The sequence below is a fragment of the Bacillus sp. FSL W8-1143 genome, from assembly GCF_037965155.1.
GTDB classification, from domain to species: domain Bacteria; phylum Bacillota; class Bacilli; order Bacillales; family Bacillaceae; genus Bacillus; species Bacillus pumilus.
The window spans coordinates 3,041,666-3,055,106 of the sequence record NZ_CP150182.1 but is presented as its reverse complement, the minus strand read 5'-3'; the positions used below and the strand labels follow the sequence as shown (position 1 = coordinate 3,055,106).

The 13,441-nt window shown below is 42.7% G+C and carries 14 protein-coding genes; 10 read left to right on the top strand and 4 right to left on the bottom strand.

What is annotated here, in order from left to right:
- Window positions 1-80: 80 nt before the first annotated feature.
- The 9 genes from NSQ36_RS15710 (at window position 81) to NSQ36_RS15670 (ending at window position 9,147) form a co-directional block, all read left to right on the top strand.
- Window positions 81-536 carry a DUF6376 family protein gene (locus NSQ36_RS15710; protein WP_003213149.1) on the top strand — a complete coding sequence of 152 codons (456 nt, stop codon included), beginning with the start codon at window positions 81-83 and terminating at the stop codon, window positions 534-536.
- Between the two features lie 101 nt (window positions 537-637).
- On the top strand, window positions 638-943 hold the full coding sequence (locus NSQ36_RS15705) for a metal-sensing transcriptional repressor (protein WP_012011272.1): 306 nt from the start codon (window positions 638-640) through the stop codon (window positions 941-943).
- 72 nt (window positions 944-1,015) lie between these two features.
- The gene (gene copZ / locus NSQ36_RS15700; protein ID WP_012011271.1) at window positions 1,016-1,222 is read left to right on the top strand and encodes a copper chaperone CopZ; all 207 of its coding nucleotides are present in this window, start codon (window positions 1,016-1,018) and stop codon (window positions 1,220-1,222) included.
- A gap of 80 nt (window positions 1,223-1,302) precedes the next feature.
- Window positions 1,303-3,738, top strand: coding sequence for a heavy metal translocating P-type ATPase (locus NSQ36_RS15695; RefSeq protein WP_268492592.1), 2,436 nt, complete (start codon window positions 1,303-1,305; stop codon window positions 3,736-3,738).
- Entirely contained in the window at window positions 3,735-3,869 is a 135-nt protein-coding gene (locus NSQ36_RS15690; protein WP_267885135.1) for a hypothetical protein, read from the top strand. The genes NSQ36_RS15695 and NSQ36_RS15690 overlap by 4 nt, the downstream gene beginning before the upstream one ends.
- A 176-nt stretch (window positions 3,870-4,045) precedes the next feature.
- Window positions 4,046-5,323: a cation:dicarboxylase symporter family transporter gene (locus tag NSQ36_RS15685; RefSeq protein WP_003213370.1), complete on the top strand. Its 1,278-nt coding sequence runs from the start codon at window positions 4,046-4,048 to the stop codon at window positions 5,321-5,323.
- A gap of 16 nt (window positions 5,324-5,339) precedes the next feature.
- Window positions 5,340-6,785, top strand: a complete 1,446-nt coding sequence (gene aspA / locus NSQ36_RS15680) for an aspartate ammonia-lyase (RefSeq protein WP_050944151.1) — start codon at window positions 5,340-5,342, stop codon at window positions 6,783-6,785.
- 116 nt (window positions 6,786-6,901) lie between these two features.
- Complete coding sequence (locus tag NSQ36_RS15675) at window positions 6,902-8,218, top strand: sensor histidine kinase (protein WP_003213283.1); 1,317 nt, start codon at window positions 6,902-6,904, stop codon at window positions 8,216-8,218.
- The gene (locus NSQ36_RS15670) at window positions 8,215-9,147 is read left to right on the top strand and encodes a response regulator (RefSeq protein WP_003212842.1); all 933 of its coding nucleotides are present in this window, start codon (window positions 8,215-8,217) and stop codon (window positions 9,145-9,147) included. Before NSQ36_RS15675 ends, NSQ36_RS15670 begins: the two co-directional genes overlap by 4 nt.
- A gap of 16 nt (window positions 9,148-9,163) precedes the next feature.
- On the opposite strand, the gene NSQ36_RS15665 is transcribed toward NSQ36_RS15670, so the two are convergent.
- Window positions 9,164-9,772, bottom strand: coding sequence for a TetR/AcrR family transcriptional regulator (locus NSQ36_RS15665; protein ID WP_106035614.1), 609 nt, complete (start codon window positions 9,770-9,772; stop codon window positions 9,164-9,166).
- Between the two features lie 89 nt (window positions 9,773-9,861).
- Between NSQ36_RS15665 and NSQ36_RS15660 the strand changes: the two genes are divergently transcribed.
- Window positions 9,862-10,410 carry a hypothetical protein gene (locus tag NSQ36_RS15660; RefSeq protein ID WP_003213116.1) on the top strand — a complete coding sequence of 183 codons (549 nt, stop codon included), beginning with the start codon at window positions 9,862-9,864 and terminating at the stop codon, window positions 10,408-10,410.
- A gap of 37 nt (window positions 10,411-10,447) precedes the next feature.
- Here NSQ36_RS15660 and NSQ36_RS15655 read toward each other — a convergent pair whose 3' ends face one another.
- The 3 genes from NSQ36_RS15655 to NSQ36_RS15645 are packed head-to-tail and all read right to left on the bottom strand — an operon-like array spanning window position 10,448 to window position 13,015.
- A complete protein-coding gene (locus NSQ36_RS15655) occupies window positions 10,448-11,386 on the bottom strand; it encodes a metal ABC transporter substrate-binding protein (protein ID WP_106032209.1) in 939 nt (312 codons plus the stop codon).
- 13 nt (window positions 11,387-11,399) lie between these two features.
- Window positions 11,400-12,272, bottom strand: coding sequence for a metal ABC transporter permease (locus tag NSQ36_RS15650; protein WP_003212785.1), 873 nt, complete (start codon window positions 12,270-12,272; stop codon window positions 11,400-11,402).
- The gene (locus tag NSQ36_RS15645) at window positions 12,272-13,015 is read right to left on the bottom strand and encodes a metal ABC transporter ATP-binding protein (RefSeq protein ID WP_058013687.1); all 744 of its coding nucleotides are present in this window, start codon (window positions 13,013-13,015) and stop codon (window positions 12,272-12,274) included. The genes NSQ36_RS15650 and NSQ36_RS15645 overlap by 1 nt, the downstream gene beginning before the upstream one ends.
- Window positions 13,016-13,441: the final 426 nt, after the last annotated feature.

The window sequence follows — 13,441 nt, the reverse complement described above, 5'->3', positions numbered from 1 at the left end:
TTAAGGTCTTTTTAAGTCTGTGTGATAGGGAAGCTGAACAAATGATGCTTTTAATCCCACAGATGAAAGGATGATCGATCTTGAAAAAATATGTGATAGCTTTCCTATTTTCCGGAACGCTTGTATTAAGCGGGTGCTCCAGCTTACTTGATCAAGTCAACGATACAACGACATATGTCACTGAGGCAAATGACTATGTCACAGACATTCAGCAATTTACAGAGGACTTTCCAAAGCTCGCTGAAGAAGCTGTCCAAAACGCCGCCAAAAAGGCAGAATTAACGCAGCAGCTTGAATCATTGAAGGCAGACATTCAAGATTTTAATGAGGTCACAGCGCCAAAAATGGCAGAAGACCTGCATGCGCAAATCATTGAAAAAAATAAAGTGCTGTCAGAGGAAATTCAGACGTATTTACAGCAATTGAAAGCAGACAACATCGACGTTGCCGCCATGCTTGAGGACCAGCAAGGATTGATTAAGCAGCTTCAGCAATCCGTCAATCTATTGCAGGACATTGAACAATTAACAAATTAAAGCAAACACTATAGAGTGTATTCAGCATATCTTTGCCTTTTCCGGTGGAGATATGCTTTAATTTAGGTAAAGACAAGTCATAATGGAAAAAAGGTGATCACATGACAGAACATGAAGAAAGACATATGGCTTCGCCTAGAGCCGAGAAGGAAAAAGATCAATTGATCAATCGGTTGAAACGAGTGGAAGGACAAGTGCGCGGGATTCAGCAAATGATTGAAAACGATCGTTACTGTATTGATGTTGTCAATCAAATCTCCGCAGTCAATGCGGCTTTGAAAAAGGTCAGTCTTCATTTAATGGAAAAGCATACACATCATTGCGTAGCGGATGCGATCAAGAGCGGCAATGGGGATGAAGCCATTGAAGAGTTAATGACGGTCTTTACGAAACTGACAAAATCATAGCATTTATGTTTACATTGATACCCTACTAGGGTATAGTAAATTTTAGAAAATGATTGATGGAGGCGATGAGAAGTGGAACAAGCAACACTTCAAGTGCAGGGCATGTCTTGCGGACATTGTGTGAAAGCAGTCGAAGGAAATGTAGGAGAACTAGCAGGTGTTGAATCTGTGAAAGTCCATTTAGACAAAGGAGAGGTGGAAGTTTCATTTCACCCAGATCAAGTCACGTTGCACCGTATCTCTGATGTAATTGAAGAACAGGGATATGATGTCGTATAAATGAACATACGTGCTGCATAACAGCACGTATTTTTTTCAAAATATAATACCCCCATGGTGTATATGGAGAGGTGAGGTCAATGAAGAAGGAAATCGACTTTCAAATTACGGGGATGACCTGTGCTGCCTGTGCAGGGCGCATCGAAAAGGGATTGAACAGGCTGGAAGGTGTAGAGGATGCCAATGTGAATTTGGCGCTGGAAACATCTCATATTGTGTATGAAGCAGAACAACTCACACCAGATGATCTCAAGCAAAAAATTCAATCTCTCGGCTACGATGTGGTGATGGAGCAAGCAGAATTTGATATAGAAGGAATGACGTGTGCAGCGTGTGCCAACCGAATCGAGAAAAAAATTAACCGGATGGATGGTGTCGATCACGGATCTGTGAACTTTGCGCTGGAGACCCTTCAGGTCACGTATCACCCAGGCCAAACGTCTACAAGTGATATAAAGCAAGCGGTTCAGTCCATTGGGTATTCTTTAATTGAACCAGCTGCAGATGAAGCAGAGGAAGGAAAAAAAGATCATCGCCAAGCAGCAATAGAGAAGCAGACGGCACGCTTTCTATTCTCAATGATCCTGTCACTGCCACTTCTTTGGGCAATGGTCAGTCATTTTTCTTTCACGTCTTTTATTTGGCTGCCTGAAGCGTTCATGAATCCTTGGGTTCAGCTGGCGTTAGCAGCGCCCGTTCAGTTCATTGTCGGCTGGCCCTTCTATGTAGGTGCGTATAAAGCGTTACGTAATAAAAGTGCCAACATGGATGTTCTTGTCGCACTTGGGACATCAGCTGCGTTTTTCTATAGTTTATATGAAAGCATTCAGTCAGCGGTTCAAGGCACACATGAGGCAGCCCTCTATTATGAAACAAGTGCTGTACTCATTACGTTGATCGTACTCGGAAAATTAATGGAAGCAAGAGCAAAAGGGAGATCATCAGAAGCGATTCAAAAGCTGATGGGTCTACAAGCGAAAGAAGCGGTCATCGAGCGAGAGGGGAAAGAGATGACCGTGCCAATTTCCGAAGTGAAAGTGAATGATCTTGTGTTTATCAAACCGGGAGAGAAAGTGCCGGTAGATGGAGAGATCGTGGAGGGAACAACCGCAATTGATGAGTCCATGATTACGGGCGAAAGTTTGCCTGTTGATAAAACGGCTGGTGATGCGGTCATCGGGGCAACCATTAATAAAAATGGGTTTGTGAAAGTGAAAGCGACAAAGGTTGGGAAAGAGACCGCCCTTTCACAGATTATTAAAGTCGTAGAACAAGCACAGGGCTCAAAAGCACCGATTCAAAGGATGGCAGATCAAATATCAGGGATATTCGTTCCCATCGTTGTAGGAATTGCCATGCTTACCTTCCTGATTTGGTTTTTCTTTGTTGATCCAGGAAATGTGACGTCAGCCCTTGAAACGTTTATCGCAGTCATCGTCATCGCATGTCCGTGTGCGCTCGGCCTTGCCACACCAACCTCGATTATGGCTGGGAGCGGTCGTGCAGCTGAATCAGGCATTCTGTTTAAAGGCGGAGAGCATTTAGAAGTGACTCAATCACTCGACACGGTGGTTTTAGATAAAACAGGAACTGTGACAAAAGGGGAGCCGAGTCTGACAGATGTGCTGGCATATGCCAATTGGACAGAAGATGCGCTGCTACAGCTAGCAGGATCAGCAGAACAGCAGTCGGAACATCCGCTTGCTAGAGCCATCACAGACGGAATGAAGGAACAAGGTCTTGAAGCGGTCGAGATTGAAGCCTTCCAAGCTGACCCAGGTCATGGAATTGAAGCAACGGCAGCAGGGCGCAAGCTTTTGATTGGAACGCGTAAGCTATTACAGAAACATCATATCCCATATGATCAAGTCGAAGCATCCGTCACAACGCTGGAGCAGCAAGGGAAAACGGCAATGCTCGTCGCGATTGACGGCGAAGTCGCTGGCATTGTCGCGGTCGCAGATACGATCAAATCATCTTCACCTCAAGCGATCAAGCGTCTGAAAGAGCAAGGGATTCACGTCGTGATGATGACAGGTGATAACAAGATGACAGCAGAGGCGATTGCGAAACAGGCGGGCATTGATCATGTCATTGCTGAAGTCCTGCCTGAGGAAAAGGCGGCTCACATCGCGGTGCTTCAGGAACAAGGAAAGAAAGTCGCCATGGTCGGAGATGGTATTAATGATGCCCCGGCCCTTGCGACAGCGAATATTGGGATGGCAGTTGGAACTGGGACAGATGTCGCCATGGAAGCAGCAGATATCACACTCATGACAGGAGACCTCCATGCCATTGCTGATGCGCTTGAATTTAGTCAAAAAACGATGAGAAACATCAAGCAAAATCTATTTTGGGCGCTTGCTTATAATTGTATTGGGATACCGATAGCTGCTTTAGGACTTCTTGCGCCATGGCTTGCAGGAGCAGCAATGGCCTTTAGCTCCGTGTCGGTTGTATTGAATGCGCTCAGATTGCAGCGATTGAAACCGGTTAGAGAGGGAGTGGCACAATGAAGCTGAATGTCAAATGGATTTGGACGATTAGTGCATTGTTCTACGTTGCTCTTGTCCTTATTGGATATGCGATATACGATAGATTTTATCCACAACAAGATACACCAAGTGAACAAATGCAAAATCATTAGGACTTCGCCCAAAAGCGGAGTCTTTTTTTAACAATTTTGTGGAAAAACCCACCTTTTAAAAGATTTTTCATAAAAAATTCACTTCTTTTTGTTCCTTTTTGTCGTTTTTTGTAGGTTCATCGTTAAGATGCGATTAAGCAACAAAGAAAGCGTTATCAAAAAAAGGGGGTTCACGTATGAAAAAGTTAGGGTTAGCTTCACAAATACTCATTGCACTTGTTCTGGGTGTTATCGTGGGAGCGCTGTTTTATCAAAATGAAACCGTTATTAATGTGTTAACGCCGATTGGCGATATATTCATCCATTTAATTAAAATGATCGTTCTTCCAATTGTTATTGCTGCGTTGATTGTAGCAGTAGCTGGTGTAGGGGATATGAAAACCATCGGAAGACTCGGTGGGAAAACGATTCTTTACTTCGAAATTGTGACAACGATTGCATTAGCAGTAGGACTGCTTGCAGCAAACGTCTTCCATCCTGGTACAGGAATTGACATGAGCAACATGGAAAAAGGCGATATCTCTAAATATGAAGAGACATCGAAAGCTTCTTCCGAAAAAGCAAGTTTCTCTGAAACGATTGTGCATCTAGTGCCAACAAACGTTTTCCAATCCATTGCAGAAGGTGATCTATTACCAACGATCTTCTTTACCGTCTTATTCGGATTAGGAATTGCCGCAGTAGGAGACAAAGGGAAACCAGTGTTAGGGTTCTTTGAGGGTATACTCGAAGCCATGTTCTGGGTGACCAATAAAGTGATGAAGTTTGCACCATTTGGTGTATTCGCGCTCATCAGTGTGACGGTGATCAAATTCGGGGTCGGAGCGCTTCTCCCGCTAGGTAAGCTGGTACTTGTCGTTTACGGCACAATGGCATTCTTCGTGATTGTCGTACTTGGCATTATCGCAAAATTAGCTGGAACAAGCGTCTTTACACTATTTAGAGTGCTAAAAGAAGAAATCATTCTTGCATTCTCAACAGCAAGTTCAGAAGCTGTACTGCCTAGACTAATGGATAAAATGGAGAAGTTCGGCTGCCCGAAAGCGATCACGTCGTTCGTTATCCCAACAGGCTACACCTTTAACTTAGATGGAAGTGCCATCTATCAATCCATTGCCGCCATATTTGTTGCACAAATGTACGGCATGCCACTTTCCATCTATGAGCAAATTACGTTACTATTAATCTTGATGCTGACATCTAAAGGAATGGCTGGTGTACCAGGTGCATCAATCGTTGTTGTCATCACAACACTTGGTGCAATGGGACTGCCGCTTGAAGGACTTGCCTTCATCGTTGGGATCGACCGTATTCTTGACATGGTTCGTACAACTGTTAACGTATTTGGTAACTCACTTGCAGCCATTGTCATGTCTAAGTGGGAAAAAGTTTTTGATCAAGAGAAATCGAAGAAGTATATTGAGGAATTAAAACAACAAACAAAAGCAGCGTAAAAGGAGATCTTTTCAAATGACGAAGCTACAGGACAAGCAAGTTCGAATCGAACGAGACTTTCTAGGTGAAAAGGAAGTAGATACTCAAGCGTATTATGGAATTCAAACATTACGTGCAGTAGAGAACTTTCCAATTACTGGCTACCATGTTCATGAGGAACTCATCAAAGCATTAGGGATTGTCAAAAAGGCAGCCGCACTTGCAAATATGGATACAAAGCGACTATATTCTGGTCTTGGGGAAAAAATTGTTCAAGCAGCAGATGAGGTTATTGAAGGAAAATGGAACAATCAATTTATTGTCGATCCAATTCAAGGCGGGGCTGGCACTTCAATGAATATGAATGCCAATGAAGTCATTGCAAACAGAGCGCTTGAACTACTAGGAAAGGAAAAAGGCGCTTATACTGAGCTAAGTCCAAACACGCATGTGAACATGTCGCAGTCAACAAACGACGTTTTCCCAACAGCGATTCATATTTCAACATTGAATATGATTGAAAAACTACTTTATACGATGGAAAACATGCATCAAGTTATGACAGAAAAAGCGCAAGAATTCGATCATGTCATCAAAATGGGACGTACGCATCTTCAGGACGCTGTTCCAATCAGACTTGGTCAAGAGTTTAGTGCTTATGCAAAGGTTCTTGCTCGTGATATTAAACGTATCAAGCAGTCTAAACAGCATTTATATGAAGTCAATATGGGTGCAACAGCAGTCGGAACTGGCTTAAATGCTGATCCTAAATATATTCGCCAGGTGGTTGGCTATCTATCTGACATTAGCGGATTACCGTTAGTTGGAGCTGAAGACCTAGTCGATGCCACGCAAAATACGGATGCTTATACAGAAGTATCAGCTGCACTGAAAGTATGTATGATGAATATGTCTAAAATGGCGAACGATATTCGCTTGATGGCATCAGGTCCAAGAGCAGGCTTTGGTGAGCTTCACTTGCCACCAAGACAGCCAGGTTCATCCATCATGCCAGGGAAAGTCAACCCAGTGATGCCAGAGGTCATGAACCAAGTAGCATTCCAAGTCATCGGAAATGACCACACGATCTGTCTTGCATCAGAGGCTGGTCAGCTTGAGCTGAACGTGATGGAACCAGTCCTTGTGTTCAACTTGCTTCAATCTCTCAGCATCATGAAAAATGTCTTTGAGTCCTTCGTAGACAACTGCTTGCGTGACCTAAAAGCAGATGAATCTAGATTAAAAGAATATGTAGAAAAAAGTGCTGGTGTCATGACAGCGGTGAATCCGCATATTGGTTATGAAGCTGCTGCACGAATTGCCAGAGAAGCGATTCTTACAGGCGTATCTGTACGTGAGCTTTGTCTGCAAAATGATGTTTTATCAGAGGAAGAGCTTGATGTCATCTTGAATCCTTTTGAAATGACTAAACCAGGTATTGCTGGCGCATCACTTTTAGAAAAGGATCGTTTAGAAGATTAAGCAGCATCATGAGAAGCGCACACCGACAAAGTTCCGGTGTGCGCTTTTTTATGGATGTTTGTTTTTCTCAAGCCCACATAGTATACTATCGTCAATTATTAGGGATGTGACTGCGTTTGAATCTACTGAAAAAATGGCTAAATACAGAGCCTTATTTAATTGTGATGCTTATTGTACTGACACCGATTGGCGGAGAGTTTAAATTTTATCCATTTGAGGACAGTTTTCGGGTCAGCTTTGGAACCGTTGTCTTTTTCTTTATCCTACTCCAAATGAAAAAATTCCCAGCGTGGGCAAGCGGTATCATTGCAGGGGTTTCTGTTTTTGCGTTTCGCGTGCTTCTTGATACAGCCGTCACAGGTCATCTTCCGCTGGAAGAGGCGATTTCTTTAAGATTTCCTTCCCTGCTTTATTACGTCGTCTACGGCACGCTCTTTTATTTATTAAAGGTCAGACGTTTCCGCGATCAGCCTTGGCTGATTGGAGCGACAGGTATCATCATGGAGCTATGCGCGAGCGTTGTTGAAATGATTGCACTTCGTGGCACCATCGATGAAATTTTAACGATGCGGACGCTGTTTCAACTTTTCGTGTTGGCGATTTTCAGAAGCTTTTTCGTGTTGGCTTGTTATACAATGATTCGATTATATGAAGAGCAGGCGAGAGAGCGTCAGATGAAAAAGGAAAAGGAACATCTGCTCATGCTCCTGTCTAATCTTTACACGGAATCTACATACTTTCATAAAACACTTGCACATGCTGAGCACATTACAGCGACATCCTATCAATTGTATCAATCCCTGCATCACGCAAAGGATGCAGAGTCATTGGATTTGAAAAAGCTCGGAAAAACAGCCCTGCAAATCGCAGGAGAGGTGCATGAGATCAAAAAGGATAACCAGCGGATTTTTTCTGCATTATCAAAGCTGATTCATGAAGAAAATTTTCAGGCGTATGCAAGTCCTGCGCATATTGCTGGGCTCGTGATTCGTATTCATGAAAATTACGCAGAATCTCTTAAAAAAAACATTGTCTTTCATTATGATGAAGATGGGCAGCATCCCGTCTATCACGTGTATACCATTCTATCTTTGTTAAATAATATCGTTTCCAATGCTGTCGAAGCCATTCCGGTGGATGGAGAGGTGTCACTCTCTATTTCCCAGAAAGAGAGCCATGTGATCTTTCAAATTAGTGACAACGGGCCTGGCATTAAAGAGCGTAATCATCATGTGATTTTTAAACCCGGTTTTACTTTAAAATACGATCAGGCTGGGAATCCATCAAGCGGTATCGGTCTTTCCTATGTAAAGGATACAGCGGAGAAGCTTGGCGGAAGTGTTGAGATGAAGAGTATCCCAAATAAACAAACGACTTTCACGTTAACGATACCAATGGATCAAGTTAGTAGAAAAGAGGGGATTGGGAGATGAGATTTTTTATTGTGGATGATGATGAAGCCGTGCGTTCTTCACTCGCTCAGCTCATTGAAGATGAAGAGCTTGGCTTCGTCGCGGGAGAAGCAGAGGATGGCGCAGAGTTAACGGCAAGCTACTTAAATGATTTGCACATTGATATCTTATGTATTGATCTATTGATGCCGGAACGAGACGGACTTGAAACGATTCGAGCCATTAAGGATGAGTTTCATGGCAAATACTTAATGCTGTCACAGGTAGAAACAAAGGAATTAATCGGCCAGGCGTATACGCTTGGTGTCGAGTATTATGTGACAAAGCCAATCAATCGTGTAGAGGTCTTAAGTGTGCTCCACCTCATGATTGAGCGGCTTCATTTAGAGCATTCAATTGAAAATATTCAGCACTCACTCAAATCCGTCATGCAGTTTCAGCAGCGCGGTCAGACGAAAACGAAGCAGCGTGGGAAAAGTCTTGCAGAGGCAGGCCAGTTCTTGCTTGCAGAGCTTGGAATTGTGGGCGAAAAGGGATCTAAAGATTTATTAGATATGATCCTCTTCACAGATCAGTATTTAGCGCTACATACCGAACATCATGATTCATTTCCTTCTTTAAAGGTCATTTTCACGGGTGTCACCGAGGATAAATTAAATGAGCCTTACACATCGGCAGACATTGCAAGAGAAGCGAAAGCAGCGGAACAGCGGGTGAGGCGTGCGATCAACCAATCCTTGAAACACATCGCTTCACTTGGGTTAACTGATTTTTCTCATCCGACCTTTGAAAATTACGCTTCTAAATTCTTTGATTTCACCATCGTGCGAAAGAAAATGAGTGAATTAACAAAAGAGACGAGCGGAAGAGAAGAACACACCCGTATTAATGTGAAGAAATTTGTGCAGGTGCTCTACTACGAAGCAAAACGTATTTTTATGGAAGATTAAAAAAAGACATGCTCCCTCATGAGGGAGACATGTCTTTTTTGGTGATGGATTGCAGGTGCATCTGCAGTACGGAGCGTATGAGCTGAGGCGGTAAGCGATGAGGCTGCAAGATTCCATTCAATGCAAGCCCATTGATGACCGCATAAAGCCGCTCAGTTTCGACTAAAAGATCGATATGATCAAGCAAGAGCCCATCCTCTTTTAATTTCATTAAACAATATTGGGTCATTTGGAAAAGCTCGTCATACATCTTTGCATTGAGCGGCTGTAAATCAGGTTCAGTCATCGACTTGACTGTAAAAGCCTGCCACACCTCCATTTCAAATCTTCGTTCTTCATCAAGTGGGAGAACCTGCTCCAATAACGCGAGGACATTTTCTTCCGTTGAACCGTTCAGCTGAAGTCCTGTCATCCGCTCTTTGACTCTTTCCTGAATCAATGTCATAGAGAAAAGAAATAGCTCCTGCTGTGTGGAGAAATAATGACGCATAGAGCCCGCTGAAATGCCAGCTTCTACCGCTACTTTTCGTACAGAAGCGTTTTCCAATCCATCCTGTTTAATCACTCTCATGGCAGCTTGAGCGACTTTTTGTTTTTGTTTATAGTGATCGACGATTTTTGGCATACATTGATTTTAGCACAGCTATTGTTTTTTTAACACAGTTGTGTTATTTTTTATTTAATACAATCGTATTAAAAAGGGTGTGGTGAATATTGATCGGGTTATTGATTGTGGCATGTGAAATTGGCTTTTGGCTGTTTATTCTGGTGGGGTTAACACTTCGTTATGTGTTTAGACAGAAAAAGTGGGGCGCCTTCTTCCTCATTTGTACACCGATTTTGGATCTCATACTTCTTGCAGCGACTTATATGGATTTAAGAGAGGGGGCTGTGGCAAGTGTCATTCACGGGCTCGCAGCTGTTTATATTGGGGTGAGTCTCGCTTTTGGACATCAAATGGTGAAATGGGCAGATGTCCGGTTTGCTTATCGATTTGCAGGAGGCCCTAAGCCGAAGGGAAGACCAAAGTACGGGAAGGAACGGTCTGTATATGAAATAGTCGGCTGGACGCGGCATCTCGTCTCTTATGTCATCGGAGCCGGTCTACTATTTGGGTTATCTTATCTCATCCAAGCACCAGAACGAACGGAAGCACTGATGCAACTAGCGAGAGTATGGGGAATGGTCTTAGCCATTGATTTCGTCATTAGCATCAGCTATGTGATCTGGCCGAAAAAACACCCGCAAAATATAGCCAGCTAATAAAAAAGACAGGCGAACTCACTCCGCCTGTCTTTTCTTATGATGAAAGCCCTTTGTAAATGATGTCAATATTCCATTTCATCATCTTATAGTAGCTATCCCCATCTTCACCTTTCTTTCCAATGGAGTCAGTAAATACTTTTCCTTTAATCGGAACACCAGTTTCTTCAGATAGGCTTTCAAGGCTGCGTGGATCGACACTTGTTTCAAGAAAGAGCGCAGGCACTTGATGATCTTTGACGAAATGAATGATGCGCTTCATTTGTCCAGGTGTTCCTTCATTCTCTGTGTTGATCTCCCAAATGTAGCCTGCCTTTAGTCCATAGGCATCTGCAAAATACTTGAAGGCTCCCTCACTTGTCACAAGACGCTTTTTGTCTTTCGGCAGCTGGTCGAACTTGTCTTTTGCTTCATCATGAAGCGCTTGAAGCTTTTTGATATAGTCTTCTGCATTTTTTTCGTAATCCTCTTGATGCTCAGGGTCCGCTTTAATAAGTGCATCTCTGGCATTTTTAGCATACAGAATCCCATTTTCGACATTTAGCCAAGCATGTGGGTCCTGCTGGCTTTCGAGGCCTTTTGAAGATAAATGTTTTACTTTGACGCCTTTACTCATTTCGGCTACAGGTGCATCATCCCCGTCCTTGCCACTCGATTCGAGCAGCTTTTGAAACCAGCCATTTCCTGTTTCAAGGTTTAAGCCATTATATAGAACAAGGTCTGCATCCGTTGTATGCTGAACATCCTTTGGCAGTGGATCAAATTCATGTGGGTCTGTACCAATGGGAACAATGCTGTGAATAGAGACGTGCTCTCCGCCTACTTCCTTCACAATGTCATAAAGAATGGAGTAGGTCGTGACGACTTTTAATGTGCCGTCATCTTTGCCGGAATTATTTTGTTTTGTAGAACAGCCTGTGATGACCATAAGGGCAATGAATACTGCGGTCAAACGGATTGCAAATACCTTCTTCATATATGTCCTCCTTTTACATAGACGCTTCCTTTTTTAGCTGCGTTCGTTTTCGTTTAGATCTTAATGATCTCCATAGAATTCCTTGCTTTGGTGAAAGGATAAAGGCACTCCCGAATAAAATGGTCGCAACTAGCACGATAGAAGCGCCAGACGACAAGTTATACGTAAAACTAAGCCCAAGACCGGCAACGGCAGAAACTGCCCCGAAAAATGCAGATAAATAAATCATAATCCATAGCCGGTCTGTTAAGAGATACGCAGTGGCTGCCGGCGTAATAAGCATGGCAACGACAAGAATAATCCCAACAGTTTGTAGTGAAGCAACGGTCACAAGGGTCAACAAGGTCATGAGAAAATAATGGATCATTCGATTCGGTAAACCGTAAACCGAAGAAATCACCGGATCAAATGAACTAATGAGCAATTCTTTGTAGAAAATGATGACGGCCAGCAGGATAAAAATGCCGATGCCAAGCGTAATCCACATATCAGATGAACGAACAGCTAGAACGTTTCCAAACAAGATATGATATAAATCACTGGAACTTTTCAAAAATGTGATCAAAATAATTCCGATTGAGAAAAAAGCGGTGAAGACAATACCGATGGCAGAGTCATTTTTAATGCGGCTGTTTTGACTCACATATCCAATGCCAATCGCTGTTAATACACCAGTTAAGACGGCACCGAAGAAAAAGTTAATTCCCAGCATATAAGAGATGGCGACACCTGGCAGTACAGCATGCGATATGGCGTCTCCCATCAAGGCCATGCCCCGTAAAATGATAAAGCAGCCAATGACCCCGCAAATAATGCCTACCATCACGGATGTAAATAATGCTTTTTGTAAAAACGCATATTCAAAGAGTCCGGTTAAAAATTCCATTACACGTCTCCTCCTGCTGATTTTAAGAATGGTAGCTGCGTTTCATATGCCTCCAGCATGACCTCTGGGCGAAGGATATCGTGTACAGGTCCAGCTTTGATGAGTTTTTTATTTAACAGAACGAGATGGCTGAAGTAATCATCGGCTTTACTTAAATCATGATGGACCACCAAAATGGTTTTTCCTTCATCCCGTAATTCCTTCAAAATGCGAATCATCGTTTCTTCACTTGCCATATCAATTCCAACAAATGGTTCATCCAAACAGAAGAGCTGTGCGTTTTGCGCAAGTGCTCTTGCAAGGAAGACACGCTGCTGCTGACCGCCGGATAACTCACCAATTTGTCTTTTGGCAAAGTCCTGCATGCCGACTTTTTCTAAACAGTGGTACGCATATGCCCGGTCTTCTTTTTTCGGACGTTTGATCAGGCCAAGCTTCGGATATGTTCCAAGTAGGACGGTATCCAGCACATGAATAGGAAACGTCCAGTCTAGATCATTTCTTTGTGGTACATAGGCGATCTGTTTTCTGACTTGTTTAAAAGGCTGTTCAAAAAAGCGAATATCCCCTTGGTCTTTTTCAATTAAATCCAAACATGCCTTGAGTAAAGTCGATTTACCGGCACCATTTGGACCTATGATTCCTGTCATCGTTCCTTCCTGTATGGAAAGAGAGATGTTCTCTAAAGCATCCTGCCCGTGATATGAGACATGAAGACGGTCGATTGTTAAAGCATTTGGCATCTCTTGCGGCCCCTTTCGATCATCATTGCACTTCCTAAAGATATATGCATACATTAAATAATTTTGACTAAAGGATGAAATGATTCTCTAACGCTAATTTGTTTCCTTGAGGAAACTTTTATTTCATTCTAAGCGTCTGTCCTTCTTTTGTAAAGAGAAAAAACTGCACTTATTCTGTCAGAGAGCAAACGATCGTTTTTATGTTATGTGGTGAGCGGGGGACATGAGCTTGGTTTATTGAAAATCCGTGTGACAGAATGGGACACAAAAAACCAATTATTTCTTCATAAATGATTGACAGAAGATAAGAAATCCTCATATAATAAGGGTAATCCAATATATGAATATATGCTCATATATAAAGTTTTTGATTTTTAATAGGTTGAATCGATCCAGGGAACGTTACTTATCATATAGAAAAAGGTG